The following is a 23,874-nucleotide window of genomic DNA, read 5'->3' on the forward strand; positions in this document are numbered from 1 at the left end:
CAGCGGTTCATCCGTGAGGCATACCGAACCAGGAGGTCAGAGCCGGGGTCAATCCGTCAGTGCTGTGGTCATCGCCTGCAGTCCAGCAGACGTAGCCGTCGGGGCGGATGAGCATCGGTTCGGTGTCGGCGCCCAGACTTGCACGGTCTACCCGATCTGACCAGGGCGCAGCGAGTTCGGTGAGTTTGTCGGACGGGTCGAGCAGGAGGCCGCGGCCGGAACGTAGCAGCTCGTGCAGACGGGTCGGGCCGATCTTCCGGTCTGGAGCGGGGAGACCGACGAGTGGTCGGTTGGTGCTGCCGGGCATGGCGTAGCGGATGCCTATTCCGGAGAGCATGTTGTCGAGGTGGAACTGGACCTCGGGCAGTTGGGTCAGTGATGTGAACAAGTCCTTGGCGGCGAGCACATCCGGGTCGTGTTTGCCTTCCCAATCCATCAGCAGGCTCTGTGCCTGGACGTTGCGCAGTACTGCGGCTGCGACCGGGTGTCGTTCGGCGTGGTAAGTGTCGAGTAGCTGTTCGGGAGCCCAATTGTGCACGGCGGCAGCGAGTTTCCAGCCGAGGTTGACCGCGTCTCCGATTCCGGTGTTCATGCCTTGCGCACCGATCGGGAGGTGGACGTGGGCGGCGTCGCCGGCCAGGAATGCGCGCCCGTGCCGGTACTGGGCGGCTTGGCGGGACACGTTGGTGATGCGGCGGGCGTAGCGCAGTTCGAGTAGGCGCACCCGGTCGCCGAATACGCAGCGCAGGCCGTCGCGGATTTCGTTCTCGGTGACGGGAACATCCCTGGATAGGGTCCGGTCCGGCCCGCCTAGGGCCAGCCGGTGCAGTGGCCTGCCTTCCGGGTCGGTGCCCAGCGAGAAGATTTGCGCCGAGTATCCGTCCTCGCTCCAGGTGCGGGTCAGCATTGGGGCGTCGCCGTCGAGCCGGACGTCGGCGGCGATCGCGGTCGACTTCCCCACTCGCCCAGGGAATTCGGCGCCGAGCAGGGACCGCACCGTGCTGTGCGCGCCGTCGGCGGCGACAACGTATTCTGCCTCGATGGTGACGTCGTTGGCGAAGGTCGCGGTGACACCGTGGTCGTGCTGGGTGAGGCCGATCAATTCGTGGTCGCGTCGAACGTGGATGTCATGTGCGGCAAGGTGCTGTTCGAGGAAGCCTTCGATCACCACCTGCGGGATGGTCCGCCACGGCAGGCGATGCCGCCCGCGGGTGAGCAGCAGCGGGATACCGGCGAAGTGCGCGGTGCTGGTCTGGTGATTTCCGCTGGCCAGCAACGGTTCCAACAGACCGCGCTGGTCGAAAGCCTCCTGAACGCGGGTTTGCACACCGCCCGCCTTGGAGATCTGACTGCGCCGGGCCAGCTTGTCGACCAACGTGGTCGAAACGCCCGCCACCAGTAGTTCGTTGGCCAACGTCAGGCCGGTCGGCCCGGCGCCGACGATGAGCACCTCGGTGTTCATGGGTTCTCCTTGTGTCGCAATGGATTCGGTAGTATCGACCGGGACACGGCAACGATGCGCCCGCCAGCATCGCCGAGCCAGTGACCGGGCCCATTGTGTCGATATCCGACAATGACTACCGTCGTCGCGGTGGAATTCGTCATCGATGAACTGGATCGTCGTCTCCTACACGCTTTGCAGATCGATGGCCGGGCCGCGTTCAGCGTCATCGCCGAGGTTCTCGGCGTATCGGATCGCACGATCGCCCGCCGCTACGCCAGGTTGCGGTCGGCCGGGGTGGTTCGAGTGATCGGCGGCGTCGACCCGGCCGCACTGGGCGGCACGACCTGGTTCCTGCGAGTGCGCTGCGCACCCGCCGCGGCCGTCCCGGTCGCCGAGGCGCTGGCCCGGCGATCGGACACCGCGTGGGTGACCCTGCACTCCGGTGGCACCGAGATCAGCTGCGCGGTCCGCACAGAGAACGAAACCGACAGCGAGACACTGTTATTGGACAAACTCCCGCGCACCTCCAAGGTGGAAGGGGTGACCGCCCACTCGGTGTTACACGTCTTCTACGGCAACTCGGACAACCTGATCGCCAAACTCGGTGCGCTGCACGAGGACGAGGCCGCGCGGCTGCGCACACCTCCGGTGCCGTATCGGCCGGGCCCGGTCCAACTCGACGACGGCGACCGCAAACTCCTCGCCGCCCTGGCCGACGACGGGCGGACCAGTGTCGAGCAGTTGGCCGCGGTGACCGGCTGGTCGCCGACCACCGTCCGGCGGCGGATGACCGAACTGCGCGAACACCGAGTGCTCTACCTGGATATCGACATCGACTTGCACCGAGTCGGTCTCGGCGTCCGCACTCTGCTGTGGATCTCGGTCTCCCCCGCGCATTTGGCGCAGGCCGGCGCGGCACTGGCCCAGCATCCCGAAATCGCTTTCGCCGCAGCCACAACCGGGCCGACGAACCTGTACGCGACCGCGGTATGCGCCGATCAGCGGGCGCTGTATCGCTATCTGACCACCCGGGTGGCCGCCCTGCCCGCCATCACCCACATCGAGACGGCACCGGTGATCAGGACCGTGAAAAAGGCGACGAATCCGGCTTAGCCGGAAGCGATTCCACTGCTCGTCGCCGAAACTCTGTGGGAATTCTCCCGGGAACCCGCGCCGTTGAAACCTGAGATATGGCCCACCGGACTGAAGGAGCTTTCACGATGGACGTTTTCATCATCGGCATCACCGGCGGTATCGGTGGTCTGCTCGCGCAGCAACTGCGGTCGCGCGGCGACACGGTCAACGGGCTGGTGCGCCGGGATGAGCAGCGGGCCGAACTCGAAACACAGGGCATCACCGCACAAGTCGGCGATCTGGCAGCCCTGAGCGAGGAGGAACTGGCGGCAGCGTTCGGTACGGCCGACGTGATCGTCTACAGCGCCGGATCCAACGGCGGCACAAGGGAAGTCACGAAGGCGATCGACGGCGACGGGGTGGCGAAAGCCATCAACGCCGCCCGCCGCGCCGGTATCGAGCGTTTCGCCCTGGTCTCGGTGCTCCCCGAATCATGGCGGGAACGCGACAACGGCGAGGAGGTCGAGTACTACTTCACCGTCAAGAAGGAGGCCGACATCGCGCTCAGCCGCAGCGAACTGAATTGGCTGATCCTGCGTCCCGCTTTACTTTTCGACGGTCCGGGAACAGGCAACGTATCTCTCGGCCCCGCCGAGTTCCACGGCGAGATCACTCGCGACGACGTGGCCGCCACGCTCGCCGAACTACTGCACGAGCCGTGCATCGGCCGGCAAATCCTCGAACTGAACTCGGGCTCGACACCGATCGACAAGGCGGTCCGCGCGAATATCCGGAACCTATTTGAGTAGTCGGCGGATGACGGCCGCCGCGGCGTCGATGTCGTCGGGTTCGCCGGTGATGAGTTCACGGAAGTAGAAGGATTCGCCGATCCGGACGATCGCGTAAGCGAGGGTGTGCGCGTCGATATCGTCCGGTTCGCCGACCTCCTCGCGGATCAGTTGCGCGATGCTGGCCACGAACCGTCGCTGGATGACCCCGTCGCGGGAGGTCAGGACCTGCAGCGCGGTGTCGGTGTGCTGTGCGACGAAGGTGCGCATGGCCGGGTAACCGGCGGATAGGTGCAGGCAGCGCCGGACGATCTCGGCGACACTGGCAGCGCCCCGTCCACCGCACTCCCGACGGATGTCCTCGAACCCGGCGGTGGCGATCACCCAAATGACTTCGCCGAGAATGCGTGTGCGGTCCCCGTAGCGCCGGTACAGCGTCGAGCGGCCGATACCGGCGGTCGCGGCCAGCGCCCGCGCGTCGATCCAGCCGTCGCGCAGGAACATCTCCACCGCGGCGCGCAGCACGGTATCGACCGAGGTCAACTGGGGAACTGGGGAAACTGGTGGCGCGGGCTGCATCGATTCTAGTGTGACATGGGACACCATTGAATGGGTGTCCCAGCCTGGCCGACCGCACGAGCCATGGCACTTCGCTCTTGAATTCCACAGGAGATTTCGATGTCCAAGCGACCAGCATTTATCGCCATCCTGACGGCTCTTGTCGCGGGAACCGTTGCCGCTCCGGCAGTCTCGGCCGCGCCGGAGGCAACCGCGTACCCGTCCTACGTTTCGCTCGGCGATTCCTACACGTCAGGATCGTTCCTGCCGTACGTCGTCCCTCGCTGCGCCAGGTCCGCCGACAACTACCCGCGCCAGGTCGCCGATGCGATCGGACCCAGGTCGTTCACCGATGCCAGTTGTGCCGGCGCGACCACCAAAGCCTTGACCAACCCCCAGGTGCTCACCGCCAATCCGCCGCAGTTCGACGCGTTGCGGCGGGATACCGCACTGGTCACCCTCGGCATCGGCGGTAACGACGTACCGGCCTTCGACATCGTGTTCAACTGCGGGGTGCGCGACGCTGCGGTTCCGCACGGCTCTCCGTGCAAAGACTTCTACACAGCAGACGGCACCGACACATTGGCCGAGCAAGTCCGCGCGGTCGGCCCCAAAATAGGTGCGGCACTGGACGGCATCCACCAGCGATCGCCGAAAGCCAAGGTACTGCTCGTCAGTTACCCGGTGGTCATGCCCGAGACCGGGGACGGCTGCTGGCCGATCGTCCCGATCTCCGACGGCGACGTGCCCTTCCTGCGCGACAAAATCACACTGCTCAACCAAGTCCTGCGCGAGCAGGCGACCCAGCACAGCGCCACCTATGTGGACACCTACACCAGCAGCATCGGCCACGACATGTGCCAGGCACCAGGCACGAAGTGGGTCGAAGGACCCATCCCCACCGACCTGGCCGCGCCCCTGCACCCGAACGCGCTCGGCGCACGGGACCAAGCCCGTCAGGTTATCGCCGAGCTGCGCCGGTAGCCCGGATCAGGCGTGGCCGCCGCCCAGTCCCGGCTTGTTCAGTTGTGGCTGGGTGCCGAAGGTGGGCCCGGTGGTGGTAACCGGTTCCGGTCCGGCGACTACGGGACCGCGCCTGTCCGTCCGAACAGTCTTGGCATCGACCTCACGTCGCGCGAAGGCGATATCGCGTGCGGTACGGACCGACAACCGGCCCAGTGAGGTCGCGGCGAAGAAGAGGATCAGCGCGCCGAGGCCGTAGAAGAAGGTCAGTTGCAGGACAGCGCGTTTCAGGTCGGAGGCCGCGACCGGTTCGCCGAGGGTGCCGATGTTCAGCAGATCCGCCAGGAACGGCCCGATGATGAACCACACACCCGCCGCGGCCGCCAGCCAACCACCGAAGCCGGCTACCAGCCGGTTGCGGCTCGCCAACATCAGGAACCCGCCGACGATCGCGGCGACGCCGGGGAGTACCTCGAGCCAGCCACGCGCCGAGGTCCACACCCAAGAATCATCGGGCGTGAACGAGAAGTCGAAGTACGGCCCGAGGAACGGAATCAGTGCGCCCCAGATGCCGAGCAAGAACACCGCGAGCCCGCCGAGCGCTCCTCGGCTGCGCGGAATTCTGAGCGCCGGGCCGCGATCCGCAGAAACGTTGTCGTCGACGTTCATCAGAGCCTCCATTCGTCGAAGTAACTGCGTACCGCGTACCCGCCGCGCACAGACATATGCACAGACTGCATAAATGCGCCCGCACGGGCCGCAGTGGTACCGTCCAGCCCCTTGCGATGAGGTGGTGGCGTAACGATCCGGCCAGGTCAGCGGGGCGGATGCCATTCGATGCGACCACCCTGGAAATCTTGGGCGCGGCCGCCGTTGTAGTCGTATTCGTCGCTGATCGGATAACCGTAGCGGCCGTTCTCCCAATTCTGGCTCGCCCAGGTGTCCCTAATCGCCCCGGATATCACGCGGGCACCGGTATTGGCCGACCAGTAGATCGAGCCGCCTTCGAAATGCTGTCCTGCCCCATTGTTCTTGGCGGGGAACTCATCGGTGACCGGGAATCCGAGTCGGCCGTCCTCCCAGGAGAGGGTGGCCCACTTGTCGCGGATCGCTCCCCAGGTGTTGTGCGCGCCGGTCGACGGCGACCAGTGGATCGTGCCGCCCTCGAACTGGTTGAACCGCCCCGGCTTTCGCGTCGGCAGCTCTCGGCTGGTCGGATAACGCAACGCGCCGTTCTCCCAGCCGAGGTCGCCCCATTTGGCGCGAATCGCGCCGCCGATCTGATTGGCGTGACCGTCGGATACCAGCGGATGCCAATAGATCGAGCTGTTCTTCTCGAACTCCTGCCAGCGCCCGCCGCGGGCGGCATCGGACTCCGGGTTCAGCGCGTTGCCGAAGAACGCGAAACCACCGGCCTCGTCGTATTCGGTCCGGATCGCACCACCGATCGGGTACGGCTGCGCGGAGGCCTGAGTGGGCGTCAGCGTGAGGGTGCTGAGCACCGCGAGGACAGTGGCGGCTCGGACCACCCGGGCGGCTCGACGTCGACCGTGCTTCGGATTTCGCGGATCGGGTGACATGACCCCTCCTTGCGCCCCAGGTATTCCAGCCATTTTACTTGCGCCCGAGCGCTTTTGACAGGGTCGCGACAGCCGCACCGGGCCCGCGGACCGAACGCCCTCACGGTCGACCGCCCAGCGAAAGATCGGCAACTCTACGATTCAGCTACGGCGAGCAGAAAGTGGGCATGCATGGAGATCGACGAAGGTCGGACGAGCACACCCGCGCTGTGGGCGGTGGCGGTCTGGGGTTTGATCACCGCGGTACTGACCGCGCCGATCGCGGCAGGCCTGGTCGGCATCGTCTACCGGTTCCCGATCCCGTTCGGTGACGACGCACGCGGCGTCGCGGAGGTCGGCAATGCGGCGCTGGCCTCGGTCTTCTATCTGATCAAGGGCGAAGGGATTGTCCTGGCGGTCGTCGGTGCGGTCGTCGGCTATTTCATCGCTCGTACCGTCGGGCCGGGCTTGATCCGCACGCTGGCGCTGGCCGTCTTGGCCGCCTTCGGCCTGGCGTTACTCGGCGCCGTCAGCCTCGCCATGATGTGACAGTTGGTACGTCGCGAGTATCCCTTTGTGGTCGCTACACCACCGCGGTGGCGAGGCGGCGAAATTGTCCTCGGTGGTCTCCTGCTGCCGGGTGCCGCGCACGATGGACCCGCGGGGACCGACGATGCCGACGGTGGCCAGCGTCAGGGCGGCACCGTTGGTGAAGACGAAGTCGACGCGGTCGCGTTCATCGGCCTCGGGCGCCCAAGCGAGCTCGGAGACAGCTACTTCGGCATTGTCCGAGGGCCAGGTGAGGCCGGGGTGGGTGGCCGGATCGGGATACATCGATCGGTAGGCATCGACGAAACCGGCGGCGTGCAGGCGTCGAGTGGACTCCCACGGCACCGTGACGCCGTTGTGGTCGAACATGTTCGCGGTGGCGGACGTCCAGTCCAGCACGGACGGCTCGTTCAGGTCGCCGCCCAGAACGACCGAAGCCCCTTGGGCGATCTCGTTTTTCGCGTCGGCCAGCAGGGTGCTCATGACGTCGGGACGCCCCGAGGCCGCGTTGACGCGCTGGATCGCAGCGGTATCCGTCACCGGGCCGCCGGGCAGCTTCGCGAAGTTGTACTCGGCGAATTCACCCGGCTCGGGGACCCCGGGTCCGTAGCCGCGGGGCAAATTGGAGGCGTACCAGCGGAACTCGAGATGCGCGGAATAGGCGGTGACGCGCTGTCCGTCAATGTTCAACCGCGCCTTGACCATCCACTGCAGATCGGCGGAGTCCTCGACGGGAAACACCGTCAGAATGCCCGTGTCGCGCGAGGTGACGGTAGTGAATTCGCGTCCCCGCCGCGCCAATTCGGCCGCGACAGCGTTAGTCGCGGTGGTCGCCTCCGACAGCAGCACGATCGAAGCCCCGGTCGAGCTGATGAGATCGGCGATCAGCTGAGTGCCGTCCGCGACCTTGCTACCGCTGTGCCACACATTCAGCGCGAGCACCCGAATCTCCCGTGCCACGGGCATCACCCGAACTTTCCAGGATTCGCCGCCACTGCCCGGCGCAGCGTCGGTCGGTCGGCTCGGTAGGCAGCCACCACCGACGCCAGTTCGTGCGGGCTCGCGCCATGCATGATCACGGAGTGACAGCCTAGGTCGTACTCGCGCGATATCTTCCGCACGCACTGCTCCGGCGTGCCGTAGGCGGCCGAGGCCAGCCATTCGTCCGGGATGAGGGCGTCGAACTGCTCCAGCACCTCGACGGAGGCGGACGCGTCGATGGGCCCGGCCGCGGCGGCGTCGAGGAACAGCTGGGTGCCGCGGATCCGCTCCCACACCTGTGGGTCCCAGCCGTTGGCGGCGATGAGGATGTCGGCGTAGGCCTGCAGGTAGGTCACCAGGCGGCCGGTCCGCCTGCGCAGCTGATCCTCTTCGGAGAGTGCGTCGCTCGCGGTCGCCAGGCACGACCAGATCCGGACGCTGTCCGGGTCCTTGCCCGCCCGTTCAGCACCACGGCGCACCGCCGCAACGGATTTCACCGTGGCCTCGTCGGAGAAGAAGGTGTGCAGGACGACGAAGTCACCGATCTCGCCCGCGAGCTCGAGTGTCTTCGGGCCGACGGCGACGAAGCCGATCGGCGGCGAATCCTCCAGTCCGTTCTGGTGATACAGCACGGGCCACGAACCGGCGGGGCCATCGTGACCGACGATGGTCTCGCCCGCCCAGAGGCGGCGCAGGATGCCGACGAAATCGCGCAGTTGGGCTTCGGTGACGGCAGGCAGCCCGATCGCCTTCCAGTTCGCCGCCATGCCGCGACCGAACGCCATGGCATATCGGCCCTCGGTGATGGCCTGCATCGTGGAACCCATTGTCGCCGTGACCATCGGGTGCCGGGTGTGGTGATTCGTGGCGGCCGCCGCGATCCCCAGATCGGTGGTGCATCCGGCGAGTCCGCCGGACAGGACCGCGGAGTCCTTGACGGTCATCCGTTCGCCGATCATGCACGAGCCGAGACCGAGCTCCTCGGCGGTGCGCGCCTCCGGGAGGAGGACCCGCGCGTCGGCCGGGTGCCGGGTGATGCAGTAGTAGGCCAGTTCGTTCAGTTGCTCGATCACGAGAGTTGTTTTCCCCTGGTAGTTTTCGATGGGCTAGGCGCCGACTTCGGCGAGCAGTTCCTCGACGAGCGACTTGTGATGAAAGACCAGTTCGATATCGTCGGGACGTGCCATCTCGCCGAAGTGCACCTGACGTCCACCGGCGCGCATGAAGACGACGCAGTAGTTGAGCGCGGCGTAGAGCGTGTACCAGGTGAGGTCGCCGACAAGCACGCCCGCGCACTCGGCGTAGGTCGCCTTCACCTCCTCCGCGCGCAGGAAGTCCGGCATGCCCGGGAGACCGAAGGTGTTGGCGATCGTTTGAAAGACGCGGTGCGCGAACACAAGCCAGGCCAGGTCGAGCTCGCGGGGGCCGATCGTGGCCAGTTCCCAGTCGAGTACCGCGACGGGCGTGAAGTCCCGGTACATGCAGTTGCCGATGCGTGCGTCGCCCCACGACAGCACGGTCTCGCCGGTCTCGGGCAGATTTGCGGTGAGCCACACCAGGATTCGCTCCACCAGCGGCGACCTGCCACTGTCGCGGGCGGCGAACTCGTACCACCCCTTGGCGCGGTTCAGGGTCCGTTCGAGCGGGCTCGAACCCGGTTGCTTCGGGTCGAGAAAGGCGAAAGTGGTTGGCGCGTCCGGGATCGCGTGCAGCGCGGCGAGTGCCTCGATCGTGCTGTGCTGCAGTCGGTGCTGCTGCTCCGGGCTTGCGTCGAAGAGCCAGTTGTCGCCGAAGGTGTAGGGCATGACGTCGGGCGGCACCAACCCGTCGACGCGGTCCATCAGCAGGAAGGGCGTGCCGAGCACCGCGCCGGTCGGTTCGATGAACCGCGCGCGCGGGACGGGGACCTCGCTCGCTTCGGCCACGATGCGCATGGCGTCGAACTGGTCCGGCAGGTTGTAGTGCTCGAGGATGGGGAAATCGCCTGGGGCAGGCACCATTCGAGCGATCAGGTCGGCGGCGTGCGCGACTCCCGCTTCGGTCCAGGTCGCGTTGAGCACCAGGGTCTCCGCCGACATGCCGTTGCTGTCGATGCCGGTCCGCAGGACCACGCTCGGATCGGCGTCCACCGGCAATTGTGTTGCCAGCCAATCGGTCAGGCGCGGGATCAGCGTGCTGGTGTCGCGGCTGCTGCGCTGCAGTCGCATGCCGTTTTCGGCCCGAGGTTGAGACATGGGTCACTCCTGACAAGATGGCGAAAGCTGCGGGTAACCATCGGCCGCCGCGCCGCAATTGTCAACGAGGGTTCTCAATGAATGGGAGTTACCGCAGGTAAGCCGTGATCGCGTCAACGAGTCCCGCACGCGCGCTGGCCACTTCGGCCGCGGGAGTGAGGCGACGCTCGCTATTGATGCCGCGTATCGCAGGCGGAATCAGGCAGCGCATCCGGTGCACCTTGTCCGGATCGAGCGAGAGGTCGGCCAGCGAATACTCGAACGCCCTGAGCCAGGCGTCCTCGTACCCGGCCATGGCCACCGCGGTCTGCGGAAAGACCGAAAGGCGTTCGGCCTGATCGTTGGGCAGTCCGGCGCGCAGCGTCTCGACCGCACGTCCTTCGGGCGTGCCGAGGATGGTCCAGATGGCATCGACCATCTCGCACACCCGCTCTCGGATCGAGCCGCTGAACCGGGGCCAGCTCTCGGGGCTGTTCGCGCCGGTGCGATCGGTCAACTCGACCAGGACCGCGGCCCACAGTCCGTCGATGTCGCCGAACTGATGCTTCAACGTCCCCCAGCTGACCCCGGCGGCGCGAGCCACCCGATTCGCCGACAGCGGTTCGCCCGTTCCCGCCGCGAGACAGCCGATGGCGACGTCGAGCAGTCGCTGCCGCGTCTCCCTGCCCCGTCGATTGAGGCGGGTTCCGGCTGCGGATTGCGTCGTCGGGCTCGGTCCGGCCATCAGTACGTCCATCTCGATTCTCGTCGCATTTGTCGACGGTAGCGGCGCACTATCGTCGCTGCTGATCCGGCCGGCGGCAAGGCGGCGACCCGACGAGGCCGGCGGATCACGGCTGCGCCCAACGCGATTCGATCGTTGACACATTGAACACTCTGACATACTTTGTTCAAAGCGACTATCAGCGTGACCCGCCCAGCAAAATAGGTGAATAACGATGTCTCCCAACGTGACTGACGCCCGCAACGGCGCGACCGATCTTTCGCCGACAGGCATCCACGCGTTCGGCAACCAGGGATGACGCCCACCACCGCACTGGAGGTCGTCGACGGCATCGACCTGCACGGCAAGACATGTGTGATCACCGGCGCGTCGTCCGGATTGGGCCGGGAATCGGCGCGGGCGCTGGCCGCCGCAGGCGCTCGTGTCGTGCTTGCCGCTCGCGATGCCAAAGCCTTGGCCGCGACACAGCAGTGGATCGGGGCGGAGGTGGCGGGCGCGCGGACCACCGCGGTCGTACTGGATCTGGCCTCGCTGGCCGACATCCGGCTGGCCGCGGCCGCGATAGCCGACGTCGCCCCACAGATCCATGTGCTGATGAACAACGCCGGAGTGATGTTCACCCCGCTCAGCAGAACCGCCGACGACTTCGAAATCCAGTTCGGCACAAACCATCTCGGCCATTTCGAACTCACCCGGCTGCTCATCCCCCAGCTGTGCGCCGCCGACGGTGCCCGAGTCGTCATCTTGTCCTCCGACGGTCACCGCATGAGTGACATCGACCTAGACGACATCAACTGGCACGCACGCGAATACGACAAATTCCGCGCCTACGGCGCCTCGAAGACCGCCAACATCCTGCACATGGTCGAGCTGGACCGGCGCCTACGCGACCGCGGCGTGCGCGCGTACGCGGTCCACCCCGGCATGGTCGCCACCGCACTCGCCCGCCATATGACGCCCGAAGACATCACCAAGCTCCGCACCTACCTGCCCCGGCGCGCCAAACACGTCACCGAACCAACCGGCCCGAAGCCCGACTCCGGCCCGAAGATCACGATGCCCGACCAGGGCGCCGCCACCCAGGTCTGGGCCGCCGTGAGCCCAGCACTCGCCGACACCGGTTCGGTCTATCTCGCGAACTGCGGAATCTGCAGCGACACAGCACCATACGCGCTCGACGAGGACCATGCGGCAGCGCTGTGGGAAATCTCCGAGAAGCTCTGCGGCGGGGAAGGCTGACCGGACCGGTTCGCCGATGCACGGAGGGGATGTATCGGAATGTCGTCTGATCAGCGGACAGACGTCTTGGACGCGTGCTGCGAAGCTGGCTACATGGCCGGCCTTATCCTCCCCCGGAAGTGCGCGCTCACTCTCGTCGCCAAAACCAGTCATGAACGGGTTGCCGACGCCGTACGGTGGGCTGCCACGGTGCAACCGCCGTTCCCACAGCGGAGACTCAAATATCGTTCGACGGCGGGGATCGGCAGTTACGAGATCAAGGCGCTGGATATCGGCGCCGCGCTCGAACTGCACAGGTCTTCGCAAATACCGACAGCTGCTTTCCGGGTGGCGTTGTCGACGAACGACTACGTCGATGTCCTGTTGTTCAACGACGGAAACTACATCCGTGCGTGGTACCGCAGCATCAACGCCAACGACCGTTCCTACAACCAAGTTGTCGCCACCTACCCATGGGCATCCGCCTTGGCGACAAGGACATCAGAATCCCTGACCAACGCCGGGATCATCAACTCCGTCGAAATCATCAGCTTGCGACGCTGGTGACCATACCGATTCCTTTGGGCGGCGGTTGAGGTCTACATGGTGCAGAGGCGGCCGGCGAAGCGGGCGGCCTCGAATCGTGTGAGCCGACAAGAAAGCTGACTGCCTTGAGCCTCCCCGCCACCATGCGTGCCCTGCGACAGATGTCCCTGAACGGTCCGCACGACATGTGCTTGATCGACGATGTGCCGGTGCCTGTCCCGAGCGCCGAGCAGATTCTGATTCGAGTTACCGCCGCTGGCATCAACTTTCGCGATATCTCGCTGTCACGTGGCATGGCGCTGGGCGGGCCGCCACCGTACCTGGCGGGTTTCGAGGCTGCCGGTGAGATCGTCGCGGTGGGCGAGGCGGTTACCAGCCTGGAGCTCGGTGCACGCGTAATCGGTGTCGGGTATGGCGCTTTCGCCGAGTACATGGTGTTGTCGGCGGTTGCGGCGGTGCCGGTACCTGCGGGGTGGACAGCTCAGCAGGCGCTGGGGCTGGTCGTGAACTGGCCCACCGCGCTGGCCGCACTCAGGCAGCTCGGGCAGCTCGCCGCCGGACAGGTCGTGCTGATTCATGCTGCGGCGGGCGGGACCGGCCAGGCCGCGGTGAAGATGGCCAAGCATTACGGCGCGACGGTCATCGCCACGGCCTCGCCGGACAAGCACGAGACGGTGCGGGCGTTGGGCGCGGACCAGGTGCTGGACTCTCGCGGTACCGATATCGCCGCCGAGGTGCTCGGGCTGACCGGTGGCGCAGGTGCCGATGTTGTTCTGGAATCGGCGGGCAGGGATACCTTCGGCGCGAGTTTGGCTGCGGCCAAGCGGGTCACTGGACGGGTCGTCGTGTACGGGCTGGCCGGTGGTGATGCCTCGATCACCAACTGGGAATTGGTATACAAGCATCAGGTTCACCTCATCGGGCTCAACATCGGCGTGCTGATCCAGGCCGCGCCGCAGACCTTCGGCGAGGTGATGGGCGAGCTGTTCGCGCTTATTGCCGCCGGCGTGCTCTCCCCCGAACAGCCCACTACATACGAATTAGCCGATGGCGCAAAGGCGCTCGCGGACCTGGAAAGCCGAGAGACCATCGGCAAACTCGCCCTGCTCCCCTGAACAGGCCCGCTATTCGGGACGGCCGGCGTGCCGATGGGACGCCGAGTCGGAGTCATTCTGCGAGCGAGTCCGGGAAGCCGAATGTGGTGGTGACCAAGGCGGAATGGTGGAACGCGATCACGCGCGAGACGCCGCTGGCGGTGGGTTCCAGCACCACCGCACCGTAAGCCTGGAGCTTGCCGTCCACGTCACGGCGATAGATCACCGCGGCGGGCTGACCGTTGGCGGCGGTCGCGAGCATCCGCCAGTCACCTTGCACACCAAGGACATACGCGTCGAGCATCTGGATGCACCCCGCCCGGCCTGCCCGCCAGTCCAGGAACGGCGTCGCCTCCAGCGTGGCGTCCCTGCGCAGCACCTGTTCCAGCAACCGAGCATCGGATCGCTCGAAAGCCGCGATGTACCCGTCCAACAGCGCACGCGCCCGGTGATCACCCGGTTCGAGCAGTTCCGCGGGCTTCGGCTCGAGCTCGTCCAGCCGGGCGCGAGCCCGCTGCAGGCCACTCTTGACCGCCGCGGTGGTGGTGCCGAGGATCTCCGCGGTCTCGGCCGCCGAGAACGCCAGCACCTCACGCAGCAGGAGGATCGCGCGCTGCCGAGGGGGCAGGTGCTGCAGGCTCGCGATGAGGGCCAGCCGCACCGACTCGCGGGCGATCACCACCGCGGCCGGATCGTCGTCCGCCGGGGCGATCAATGCGTCCGGTAGCGGTTCCAGCCACGAGACCTCGCCTGGCGCAACGCGATTCGGCGGTCGATCGGGCCCATCGTACGAACCTGCCAACCCCGAGGGCAGCACCCGAATTCGCCGCGGCCGCAACGCGGTCAGGCAGACGTTGGTGGCAATTCGGTAGAGCCAGGACCGAACCGACGCCCTGCCCTCGAACCCAGGGTAAGACCGCCACGCCCGCAGGTACGTCTCCTGCACCAGATCCTCGGCATCATGCGCTGAGCCGACCATCCGGTAGCAGTGCGCCAACAACTCCCGCCGGAACCGCTCGGTCTCTTCGGCGAACCGGTCTTCGCACGGTGCCGACAACTTGTCTACCAATACGCTCCCCTGTCAGGACCGGTCCCCGATCGGAACCCTCGCACATTACGACCGAGGCACCGCGCAGAAGGAATCGAATCCCAGGTCAGGGAATGGAGGAGGTGATGGCAATACTCACCAATCCGTCGACCGGTTGGCTGCGAAATACCTTCTGCTGTGTGCGGAAGGAGCACTTCTCATGTCCGACCAACGGGGCGGTCTGCGGGTCCTGGCCTGTTCGACCGAACGGACTCGATCGGTACCGTAGCGAGTCCAGGAACTAATCGGAGGCAGACCTTGGTGGTAAGACGCACGATGACCGTATCGGACACCATCCTGATCGATGTCGACCCGATCGCGGTGTACCGGCGGGTCAGCGATCCTACGCAGATGGGTGAATGGAGTCCGGAGAACCGTGGCGCAACAGTCGAGGAGCCGCGAGAGTCCGCCTATGTCGGCATGGTTTTCGTCGGGCACAACAAGCGCGGGTTTACCCGATGGACCACCCGCTGCACGGTCACCGCGGCAGATCCCGGTGAACGGTTCGCCTTCCGCGTGCATGTGATCGGACTCCGCAAGCCGATCGTGCGTGCACCGATTGCCAGCTGGGAGTATCGATTCGAACCCGAGGCAGGCGGGACTCGCGTCACCGAGACCTGGCACGACGACCGGACCGGATGGCCGGACAGCGTTGCCGCAGTTTTCGACCGAATCGTCACCAGCGGAAAGACTTTCGCGGACTTCCAGCGCAAGAACATCCACCTCACATTGCGGAATCTCCAGCGCGTCATCGGATAGCCTCGGGCGTCAGCGCGCTGCCAGCCACGCCGCGAACGCATCGAAGGTGAACGGGCGGCCGAGGAAATCGGTGACCAGATCGGCGGCGTCCTTCGATCCACCCGGAGCGAGAACTCGGTCGCGATACCGCTGCGCCACCTTGGGATCGAACAGATCATCGGTATCGAAGGCGGAGAAGAGATCCTTCGAGATGACCAGGCTCCACAAATACGTGTAGTACGCGGATGAGTAGTCCGTGAGATGCCCGAACGAAGCCTGGAAATTGGTGCCGGGCAATCTGGCGAACGAACTGTAACGTTCCATGGTTTCGGCGACCGCTTCGGTGTGGTCGGCGGGCCGATCACGATGCAGCAGATAGGAAATCGCGGTGTAGCCGACCTGGGTCTGGATCAGAATACCCTTGCCGAAGTCTTTTGCGGCGCGCATCCGTTCCACCAGATCGACGGGTATGCGAGTTCCGGTCTCGTCAACGGCGAAGGTACCGAGAATGACCGGGTCCCATGCCCACTCCTCGAGCATCTGCGACGGCGCCTCGACGAAATCCCACTCGGTGGCCACGCCGGAGAACCGCGCCCAGTCTTGCCTGCCGCCGAGCACGTGATGGATGAGGTGCCCGAATTCATGGAACAGCGTGATGACTTCGTGGTGTTCCATCAACCCGCGGGAGAAGTTGCATGCCAATACTCCCTCCGGCAGCAGCCGATCGGTGATCCCGCCGACGAGATCGAATTGCGCGGCGTGCTTGTATTTGCCCTCGCGTGGGTGGAGATCGAGGTAGATGCGTCCGCGTCGTTCACCGTCGGCGTAGACGTCATATGCGGTGACGTCCGCGTGCCAGCGCGGGACGTCGACCGGCCGATATTCCAGCCCGAACAGCCGACCGGTGACGGCGAGCAGGCCCGCGTGTACCCGGCTGAAATCGAAGTATCGGCGCACCTCCCTGGCGTCGACGTCGTATTGTTCCCGCCGGATCAGCTCGCTGTAGTAACTGAAGTCGGCGCGGTCGAAGGTAGCGGCGGGGTCGTCTTCGCGTCGTCGCGCGAGCAGTGTGTCGAAGTCGCGCCGACCCGCGGCTGCCGCGGCGGTCGAGATCCGCTCGATGAACTCGGCGATGGCAGTGCCGGTGCCGATCATCTTGACTTCGGCGTCGTAGTCGGGCCAGCTGTCATAGCCGAGAAGCCGGGCCTGCTCGTCGCGCAGGTCGAGCATCTCGTGCAGGACAGCGTCATTGACCGGCCAACCGCGACTCTCGAATTCGACCGTCAGCCGGTGCCGAGCATCGTGGTCTCGGGCGTAGACCCGAAATGGGCGGAAGTCCGGGTAGTCGGTGGTGATGGTGACCAAGCCGTCCTCGGCGGGCGGATGGGCGGCGATGAAGTCGGCGGGCAGTCCGTCGAGCTGCTCGGGGGGCAGCCGTATCGAGCGGACATCGTCTCGGATCGCCCGGCCGAAATCCTGGGTGAGTTCGGCGAGTCGCTCTGCGATGTCGCGCAGTCTGGCTCGCGTCCGATCGTCGCGGTCCACGCCGCTGCGGCGGAAGTCGCGCAGCACATGCTCGCGCAGGCGCAGCGCCACCTCGTCCAGACCGGTCGAGTCGGTGGCCCCGACGATGTCGTAGAGCCCACGATCGAGGCCACGATCGGTCTTGACCCGATCAGCCTCTTGCACAAGCTTCTCGGCAAGCGCACGCACCTCCGGATCGGGATGCACCTCGACGAACAACAAGGCGGCCGATTCGGCACCGCGCAGCGCGATATCCGCATCGTTCCAGAGACTCAGCACGTCAGCGGTTTCGCGGTGGGTGCCGTCATCGAGTCGATGCAGCGTCTCGGACGCGGTCCGCAGCCTGCCGCGCACATATCCGTCGAGCCATTCGGACCAGTCGTCGGACGGCAGGGCAAGCGGCTGCGGACTCATCCCATGACAGTAACCGCCGCGACGTTCGTCGCGAACCTGTCTCTCGAAACGTGTTGTCCGACAGCGGATCACTCAGGTGACCCGGCGTGCCGCCGATTCTCGCAGCGCCAGCAGCGAGGCGTGGGTGCGGTGATCGGCCTTGTTGATGCCGTCGATCTCACGAACCAACGGGTCGATGCCGTCACCCGCTCTGCCCTCGCCGCCGATGGCGACGCCGGCGAGCCGACGGTCGGCGTAGCCGCAGACGCCGCGTTCCCCGGCACTGCGCTTTCCTTTCGGCGGCAACGTCACATACGCGGGCTCGGTGGCCGCCAGCAACATGAACCCGTTGGTGGCGAAGCCGTCCAGTTGTCCGAGCGACCACTCCTCGATGACGCCCGCCTCCGTGCCCTTGTCGCCGAAGCCGGTCTGTTTGTCCGCGTCCTTGTCCGTGGGCGCGGCGGTGCGATCGGGATTGGGCTCCAGTCCCCCGAAGGTCTCCTGGGTCATGATCTTTCGCGCCTGGCTCGGATCGGTGCCGCGCGCGATGAAGATGTATTTCTCGGCCTCCAGTTTGTCGAGGGCCTCGCTGCCCTTCTTCGACTGGTCACGCTGCGCACCGGCGAGTCTCCCAGCCCGCTCCCGATTCTCTTTGCTGTCCATGAGCTCGATCAAGTATTTGCGGTCGACTTCGTTCTGGGTCTTCCTGGACTGGGCGAGCTCGTACAGCTTCGCGTAGGCATAGGCGACATCCAGCTCGGAATACGTTTCGGACTTGTCCTCGATCGCACTCATGGCAATGATTCCGAGCAGTTTGTACGCGGACGTGCCCGACTTAGGCTTCGGCTTGACGAACTGAACGAGCAGTTCGGTGGCCTTCAGAAAGTCCTGCTGCGGAATCCCCCGCGAGGCAAGGATATCGGTCGTTGTCGGGTCTTTTATATTCAACATCAGCTTCTCCCAGTACCGAAGGTGCCGAGCACCTCCGGTCCATGGTAGGAGCGGCAACTACACGCGGACAGTGCCTTTCGGCCCTGACTCACGCGTAAGGAGCGGGTCGTCGATTGCTCCGCTGCTGCGGGTCGAATAGTCGACGAAATCTAAAAATTATCTGCTTATGTTTCAACCGTTCGGGTGAATCCGTTGGTTCAGTGTCGAGGTCACTCGCGGAAGTCCGATCAATAGCGCGGCTAGTGCGGTGCGGGTTCCTGTGCAACCGAGGTGGGTGGTGAAGTCGGGGGTTTCGCCGGAGTAGATACGGGTGGCGAGGCCGAGGGTTGCGGCGGCGAGCGCTCCGCGTTGCAAGGCGACGCCCGCGTCGGCTTGTACGATCCGATACCAGCGAGGCCCCGCGGCGGGGAGACCAGCTTCGAAATCGCCGACGGGCAGCAGGATTGCGGCGGCCTCGCCGACGATGGGGTGGCATCGGATGGCGGCGTCGACGCCTGCGGCGATTTCGATGAGCGTGTGCCGGGTGGGGTCGTAGCGGTACAGGCCGGGTGACACTCCGCCGACCCGTGTGACGAGGCAGTACAGTGCCGATCCTCGGCTGAACCCTACCCAGTTTTCGGCGACCGCACCGAGCAGACCGGCTAGTTGGGTTTCCCCGATGGGGCGAGGGTAGAACCCGTCGGAGGGTGAGGATCTGCCCTCGATGCCTGCCTCGAGGGCCACCGGCACCTGTGGGAGTGGGACGGCGCGGCCGGCCTCTATCGGATACGGCGCTGGTTCCGCTGCTGGGTCATCCGGTTCTGTCATCGAGGCGGCATGCAGTGCCGCCATGGCAGGGAGCTTGTCGGTGATCGCCGGTGTGCGCTGCAGGGCGATGGCCGGGGCGAGTCCGATCAGTTCGGCGTAGGAGGGTGTGCTTGTCGCCGTGGTGTCCTCACCGACGAACATCATGGCCAGCGCGGCCTCCGCGCGCGGATCGAGATCGAGCAGCTCATGGATCGGTTCGTCGGCGAAGTGCAGGTGAGTGTGAATGGTGGTGCCGAGGCGCGCGGCCACCGCCTCCGCTTGGGCGGCGAGCACGCCGATTTCCTGTGTCTGCAAACGGTAGCCGAACTCGCCGTACTTGAATCCATTGCGCCAGAACCGAGTTGCGAGTACCAGCACTGCGGCAGGGAGTGGGTTGGGGGGCTCGGATGCCAGGGCAGACAGTGCGCCGCGATGATCGCCCGGACGCAACAGCTCGAGGCAGTGATGCGCCGAATCATAGTGATAGAGCGCAGGTTCGGGCTCGGCAACGGCGACGTACGCCTCCAGCGGATACAGCGCACCACCGGACGGGGCGGACCGCCCGAGCTGGATCGCGAACGCGCCGGGCGTCGGTACGCCGTCATGGTCGACGACCGGCGTCCACAGCACGCGCGTGAGGCCGCACAGATCGAGCAGCAGGTCACCGGTCAACGAAAGGACCGGCGCGGCAGCGGCCCCGCCCCACGGCAGGTGTACTCGGTCGGCCGCTGGGTAGTGCTTGTACTTCGCCGGGGCGGCGTCCCAGTCGATCGGACCGCGCGCCGGACCGCGGCTGCGGTCCAGGAATGTCGCCATCAGCGAGCCGATCTCGGCGCTCATCGACTGCCTCCTCACGGGAACGGGTGTGGATACGGATTGACCGCGCCCGGGGCGAGGTCGTGTTCGGCGTAGCCGAGAACCCTTGGTGCCGTGCGAATTCGCGGCAACCCGTGGTCGCGGCGGTGCCGGTGCCCGAAAGTCATGGGCAGCGTGCCGGGAACGAGGACCTCGGCGCAGGCGAGCCCGCCCGCACGATGCTCCGCCGAGGTCTCGTCGACGACAAGGACATCGAGGCCGCGGGCGAGATACCGGTCGGCGAGGTGCCCCAGATCCTGGGTGAGGTCGGCGAATTCGGGCCACGTGGAGCCGGGTATCGGCCGCTGCGGGCCGTCGAAGGGCAGAAAGTCCAAGCGGGAAAAAGCATCCGGGTGGCCGTAGAGCATGCTGTGGTCTTCCATGTCACCGACGGCGTCGGCGTCGGCGACCATGCGACGGGCCGCCTCGGGATCGTAGCGAGTATCAAATCCCTCCAGCATCGTGAGCATTTCCTGGATGCCACTCAGTAACGCGTGCTCGGGAAACACATGCGCCGCCGCCCCGCAGAGGACCCGTGGTCGGCCGTCGTCGGGAGTCTTGTCAACGGCCATCAGCCAGTACGCCGGGATGCCCACCTCGGTCGCGCAGTCGAAAGCCGCTACCTCGTAGCCGAATTCGTGCGCGACCAGATCCACCAGCAGCGGAATCCGCCGATCCACCGCCGAATTCAGGTCCACCCGAGGCGCGGGCAGCCGGGCGTACCAGGTGAGCAGGAAGGCATCCCGCTCGGTGACCTCGAGCAACCCGTGCAGGGCCGCCTCCGCGAGCGAACTTCCGACGGCACATCCGTTGGAAGTCTCGTAGACGAAACGACTGTCGTGCACGCCGTAGTACGCCAGGCACTCCGGCACCAGCACGGGCTCCGCGCGGGCGAACGAATACGCCCACACCCACGGTATTTCCAGGTCCGGATGGTAGCGATGGAACCGGAAGCCGGGACTGTCATATCGTTCGTCGGAGTACAGGCCGAAGGTGCGCGGATCGACGGCCCGATCGGCGACCGCCGCGTACGCGGCTCGGACCGCAGTGCGGACGCCGCGGGGACGTTGTCCGCCAAGGCGTTCCAGTGCCTCGGCCACCGCAGCGGCTTTGGTCGCGTCGACGTCGAAGCCGCGCCCGTAACCGTGGCTGCTCGCGGGGGCCTGTTCGGATTCGATTGCCGCCCTAGACATCGGGCAGGTCGCGGTAGTCCAGGTGGTGATCGCGCGGACCATCCCGGTGTCCTCGTCGACGTAAATCCGTTGCAGCTCGGGCAGATCCGCAGTGAGGTCGCGGGTACGTATCCGCTGTGGTTCCGGCTTCGGGGCCGGCGGGATTCGCACGAGTTCGGGGCTGTCGTCGGGCAACTCCGCACAATCCGGGCACAGCGGATCGGCCATGATCGGGTGGGTGCTGGTGACCGCCGTTTCCAGGTTCAGGCTCCACTGGGTGGAAGTCGGTGCGCCTGCCAGCAACTGCGTCACCTCGGCGACAGTGAGCGCCGCGGCGGCGGCCGCGGTGGTCTCCAGTAGCAGTGGTGAGGATCGGTCGAGCAGATCCGCGCCGAACTGTTCGGCCAGCGCCGCCCGCTGCGGCGCGTCGACCCGATTGTGTTCGCGACGGCGGTGCGCGCAGGTCGGGCAGCCGGGTCTACCGGGCACCCGGCCAGGCCCGACGAGTACCCGAGTATGGTTCAGCCGCACGGGAATCCAAGGCAATTCGGCCGTGCGACCGGTGGTCGGCGCCGCGGTGCCAGGGCTGTCTTCGGCGACGACCAGCGCATCGCATGATTGTCCGTCGCCGACGGCGCAGACGCGATTGCCGGCCGCCGACAAGGCCGCTCGAACCGCGGCGGCGAGCAGTCCCTCGCCGAGCACAGCGATGTCATGCGGCATCGAGCACCACCCGGACGGTGTGCACGAGCGTGACGTCGCTGTCGAGCAGCATTGCGACGGGTGTGAATCCGCATTCGTGTAAGGCCTTGGCGAGCAAGCCCGGGTCCTCGGACGTACCAACGGTCGCGGCAGCACAGCTGGTCGGATAACCCTGCCAGGCCAGCAGTATGCGCTCCAAGCCGTCGCGCACCGCGTCCGGTGCGGTGGCCGCGCAACTCACCACCTCGTCGCCACGATCGGTGCGCATGCAGTAGGCCGGCACGCCGAGGACGTCGGTGAGGTCGACCACGGACGTCCGGCATCCCGCCACATCGAGCTGACGCAGGAGCCGAACCCCGGCCTCGTCCAACGGCATTCGATGCGCGTCGACGGTAAACTGCTGCGCCCACGTCGCACGGCGCTCGATGAGCAACGCTTCGCACTGCTGGCGCAGCCCCCATGCGATGGCGTCGGACTGAGTGAGTCCCGCAGCGACGCCGACTGACCGTGGATTCGCCGCTTTGCTCGCGAATGTCGCTGACAACGAGCGTGTTTCGCCGGTCATCAGATCCAAGCCGGTCGTTGTCGCCCCCACCGAGAGCCATGCGTAGACGGCCAGTGCCCGTAACACCGTGCGGGTACGGGCAACATGCTGGTCTGGTCCCCATCCGAGCACCTCCGCAGGTGCGGCCGATGCCGGGACCACTGCCGCCGGATCGGAGACCACCGCACGGCAGAGCGACAGCGGGAACTGCGGCAGGTCGCTCTCGTCGAGAACCGTGATGACGCCGGTATTCTCGTCGACGAGCGGACCGGCCTTGGTGAGCAGGTCGTCCGGTGCCAGGGCGATCTGCTCGACTCCCCCATCCGGTGGCCGTGAATCACGTTCGGCGGCAGTGCGTATCGGCGTGACACTGTGCGTCGTCATATCCAAGGTGCGCAGATCTACCCTGGTCAATCGCGGCCCACTCGGCGCAGGTGCGGGCAGCATGGTCAGTCCGGTGCGGTGATGGAAAGCCCCGAGGACCAGATGCGCGGCGAGCACCTCGGGCACCGGTCCAGTGATCCACCGATTCGGCCCGGGCATATCCACAGCTTTGCGGTTGGCGCGCAGGCGTTTCCAGCAGGCGGCGTTGTCGATGGGGTCGCCGACCTCGGAAATCCAGGCTTCGTCGGTCCCGATCAGCATCTGCCCGAGCGACATTCCTTGCGGGAACGCACGCGCAACATTCACCAATTCGTCTGGGACACTCGCGATTTGCAGCACAACATCGGTGTCGCGCAAATCCACCGCCCCGGTCTCGACAACCACCTGCTGCTGTTCGTCTCGACGAGCGACTTCGGTGGCCACCGCCAGTGCGGCGCGGGCCTGCTCCTCGGCAATAACGCGAACATCCGCCCAACCCGATCGCAGTCCGGCCGCGACGACCGCGGTGACCACGGACTCGGTCCCTGTCCCGCCGAGCACCGTCACCCGCCCCTCCCGATGACGTTGGAACCGATGCTCGGGCGAGTCGATCGCGCAAGCGAGGAACGCGATCTCGCGGGCATAGGTGCGCTGGTCGGCCGCCGAGAGGTGGTGCGGCAGATCGGCCTGCGCGTCGATCACGAATCCGTGGTCGTGCAGTGCCGTCACCATGCCCTCGACGGTGGCCCGCTGCTCGGCGGACAGCGCCGCGGTCAGCTCGTCCAGGTCCAGTTCACCGTTCAGATATGGTTCGAGCCTGCTGAGCCATTCGAAGGCCCGAGCTCCCCGCAGCGTGCGCGCACCCCGGTCACCGAACAGGTACACCCCGTCGGGACAGGCCACATAACGCACGGCCGGATTCAATCGTGGACGCATGCCGGACTCCCTTCGCCTCGAGGAGCACCATCACACGAGCGATGGTCACCCCGACAGGGCGTGAATTCCCGAACGGCCGGGAAATGTTCCC

Annotated in this window: 22 protein-coding genes; 8 read left to right on the forward strand and 14 right to left on the reverse strand. The window is 66.1% G+C overall.

From position 1 onward, the window contains the following. Window positions 1–7 precede the first annotated feature (7 nt). Window positions 8–1,462: an FAD-dependent monooxygenase gene (locus ACFWF1_RS30750; RefSeq protein WP_379281394.1), complete on the reverse strand. Its 1,455-nt coding sequence runs from the start codon at window positions 1,460–1,462 to the stop codon at window positions 8–10. Window positions 1,463–1,573: 111 nt separating this feature from the next. Between ACFWF1_RS30750 and ACFWF1_RS30755 the strand changes: the two genes are divergently transcribed. Beyond that, a complete protein-coding gene (locus ACFWF1_RS30755) occupies window positions 1,574–2,557 on the forward strand; it encodes an Lrp/AsnC family transcriptional regulator (RefSeq protein WP_379281393.1) in 984 nt (327 codons plus the stop codon). A gap of 107 nt (window positions 2,558–2,664) precedes the next feature. After that, window positions 2,665–3,327, forward strand: a complete 663-nt coding sequence (locus ACFWF1_RS30760; RefSeq protein ID WP_379281392.1) for an NAD(P)H-binding protein — start codon at window positions 2,665–2,667, stop codon at window positions 3,325–3,327. Here the strand turns inward: ACFWF1_RS30760 and ACFWF1_RS30765 are convergent. Further along, window positions 3,316–3,849 (reverse strand): QsdR family transcriptional regulator, encoded by a 534-nt coding sequence (locus ACFWF1_RS30765; protein ID WP_379281391.1) that lies wholly within the window; start codon window positions 3,847–3,849, stop codon window positions 3,316–3,318. The two genes, ACFWF1_RS30760 and ACFWF1_RS30765, sit on opposite strands and share 12 nt — an antisense overlap. A 135-nt stretch (window positions 3,850–3,984) precedes the next feature. On the opposite strand from ACFWF1_RS30765, the gene ACFWF1_RS30770 reads away from it, so the two are divergent. After that, window positions 3,985–4,848 (forward strand): SGNH/GDSL hydrolase family protein, encoded by an 864-nt coding sequence (locus ACFWF1_RS30770; RefSeq protein ID WP_379281390.1) that lies wholly within the window; start codon window positions 3,985–3,987, stop codon window positions 4,846–4,848. 6 nt (window positions 4,849–4,854) lie between these two features. Here the strand turns inward: ACFWF1_RS30770 and ACFWF1_RS30775 are convergent, their stop codons facing one another. Next, on the reverse strand, window positions 4,855–5,496 hold the full coding sequence (locus tag ACFWF1_RS30775) for a hypothetical protein (protein ID WP_379281389.1): 642 nt from the start codon (window positions 5,494–5,496) through the stop codon (window positions 4,855–4,857). A gap of 146 nt (window positions 5,497–5,642) precedes the next feature. After that, a complete protein-coding gene (locus tag ACFWF1_RS30780; RefSeq protein WP_379281388.1) occupies window positions 5,643–6,407 on the reverse strand; it encodes an LGFP repeat-containing protein in 765 nt (254 codons plus the stop codon). 171 nt (window positions 6,408–6,578) lie between these two features. On the opposite strand from ACFWF1_RS30780, the gene ACFWF1_RS30785 reads away from it, so the two are divergent. Next, complete coding sequence (locus ACFWF1_RS30785) at window positions 6,579–6,935, forward strand: hypothetical protein (RefSeq protein ID WP_379281387.1); 357 nt, start codon at window positions 6,579–6,581, stop codon at window positions 6,933–6,935. Here ACFWF1_RS30785 and ACFWF1_RS30790 read toward each other — a convergent pair. From ACFWF1_RS30790 to ACFWF1_RS30805, 4 genes are all read right to left on the reverse strand, one after another. After that, entirely contained in the window at window positions 6,903–7,901 is a 999-nt protein-coding gene (locus ACFWF1_RS30790) for an endonuclease/exonuclease/phosphatase family protein (RefSeq protein WP_379281386.1), read from the reverse strand. The two genes, ACFWF1_RS30785 and ACFWF1_RS30790, sit on opposite strands and share 33 nt — an antisense overlap. Then, window positions 7,901–8,986 carry a TIGR03857 family LLM class F420-dependent oxidoreductase gene (locus ACFWF1_RS30795; protein ID WP_379281783.1) on the reverse strand — a complete coding sequence of 362 codons (1,086 nt, stop codon included), beginning with the start codon at window positions 8,984–8,986 and terminating at the stop codon, window positions 7,901–7,903. The genes ACFWF1_RS30790 and ACFWF1_RS30795 overlap by 1 nt, the downstream gene beginning before the upstream one ends. A 36-nt stretch (window positions 8,987–9,022) precedes the next feature. Continuing rightward, window positions 9,023–10,150, reverse strand: coding sequence for a phosphotransferase family protein (locus tag ACFWF1_RS30800; protein WP_379281385.1), 1,128 nt, complete (start codon window positions 10,148–10,150; stop codon window positions 9,023–9,025). A gap of 88 nt (window positions 10,151–10,238) precedes the next feature. After that, window positions 10,239–10,886: a TetR/AcrR family transcriptional regulator gene (locus ACFWF1_RS30805; RefSeq protein WP_379281384.1), complete on the reverse strand. Its 648-nt coding sequence runs from the start codon at window positions 10,884–10,886 to the stop codon at window positions 10,239–10,241. A 282-nt stretch (window positions 10,887–11,168) separates the two neighbouring features. Between ACFWF1_RS30805 and ACFWF1_RS30810 the strand changes: the two genes are divergently transcribed. The 3 genes from ACFWF1_RS30810 to ACFWF1_RS30820 all read left to right on the forward strand — a co-directional run bounded on the left by ACFWF1_RS30810 (window position 11,169) and on the right by ACFWF1_RS30820 (window position 13,753). Continuing rightward, window positions 11,169–12,113, forward strand: a complete 945-nt coding sequence (locus ACFWF1_RS30810; protein ID WP_379281383.1) for an SDR family NAD(P)-dependent oxidoreductase — start codon at window positions 11,169–11,171, stop codon at window positions 12,111–12,113. Window positions 12,114–12,152: 39 nt separating this feature from the next. Next, a complete protein-coding gene (locus ACFWF1_RS30815; RefSeq protein WP_379281382.1) occupies window positions 12,153–12,659 on the forward strand; it encodes a hypothetical protein in 507 nt (168 codons plus the stop codon). 140 nt (window positions 12,660–12,799) lie between these two features. Beyond that, window positions 12,800–13,753, forward strand: a complete 954-nt coding sequence (locus ACFWF1_RS30820; protein WP_379281381.1) for a zinc-binding dehydrogenase — start codon at window positions 12,800–12,802, stop codon at window positions 13,751–13,753. Between the two features lie 52 nt (window positions 13,754–13,805). Here the strand turns inward: ACFWF1_RS30820 and ACFWF1_RS30825 are convergent, their stop codons facing one another. Then, on the reverse strand, window positions 13,806–14,801 hold the full coding sequence (locus ACFWF1_RS30825) for an RNA polymerase subunit sigma-70 (RefSeq protein WP_379281380.1): 996 nt from the start codon (window positions 14,799–14,801) through the stop codon (window positions 13,806–13,808). A 294-nt stretch (window positions 14,802–15,095) separates the two neighbouring features. On the opposite strand from ACFWF1_RS30825, the gene ACFWF1_RS30830 reads away from it, so the two are divergent. Continuing rightward, entirely contained in the window at window positions 15,096–15,578 is a 483-nt protein-coding gene (locus ACFWF1_RS30830) for an SRPBCC family protein (protein WP_379281379.1), read from the forward strand. 9 nt (window positions 15,579–15,587) lie between these two features. Here the strand turns inward: ACFWF1_RS30830 and ACFWF1_RS30835 are convergent, their stop codons facing one another. From ACFWF1_RS30835 to ACFWF1_RS30855, 5 genes are all read right to left on the reverse strand, one after another. Beyond that, window positions 15,588–17,495, reverse strand: coding sequence for a M3 family metallopeptidase (locus ACFWF1_RS30835; protein ID WP_379281378.1), 1,908 nt, complete (start codon window positions 17,493–17,495; stop codon window positions 15,588–15,590). Between the two features lie 72 nt (window positions 17,496–17,567). Beyond that, window positions 17,568–18,425 carry a hypothetical protein gene (locus ACFWF1_RS30840; protein WP_379281377.1) on the reverse strand — a complete coding sequence of 286 codons (858 nt, stop codon included), beginning with the start codon at window positions 18,423–18,425 and terminating at the stop codon, window positions 17,568–17,570. A 171-nt stretch (window positions 18,426–18,596) separates the two neighbouring features. Further along, entirely contained in the window at window positions 18,597–20,051 is a 1,455-nt protein-coding gene (locus tag ACFWF1_RS30845; RefSeq protein ID WP_379281376.1) for a SagB family peptide dehydrogenase, read from the reverse strand. An 11-nt stretch (window positions 20,052–20,062) separates the two neighbouring features. After that, complete coding sequence (locus ACFWF1_RS30850; RefSeq protein ID WP_379281375.1) at window positions 20,063–21,961, reverse strand: TOMM precursor leader peptide-binding protein; 1,899 nt, start codon at window positions 21,959–21,961, stop codon at window positions 20,063–20,065. Beyond that, the gene (locus ACFWF1_RS30855) at window positions 21,951–23,783 is read right to left on the reverse strand and encodes a hypothetical protein (RefSeq protein ID WP_379281374.1); all 1,833 of its coding nucleotides are present in this window, start codon (window positions 23,781–23,783) and stop codon (window positions 21,951–21,953) included. Before ACFWF1_RS30855 ends, ACFWF1_RS30850 begins: the two co-directional genes overlap by 11 nt. Window positions 23,784–23,874: the final 91 nt, after the last annotated feature.

The sequence above is a fragment of the Nocardia sp. NPDC060255 genome (genome assembly GCF_042727395.1).
Lineage (GTDB): Bacteria > Actinomycetota > Actinomycetes > Mycobacteriales > Mycobacteriaceae > Nocardia.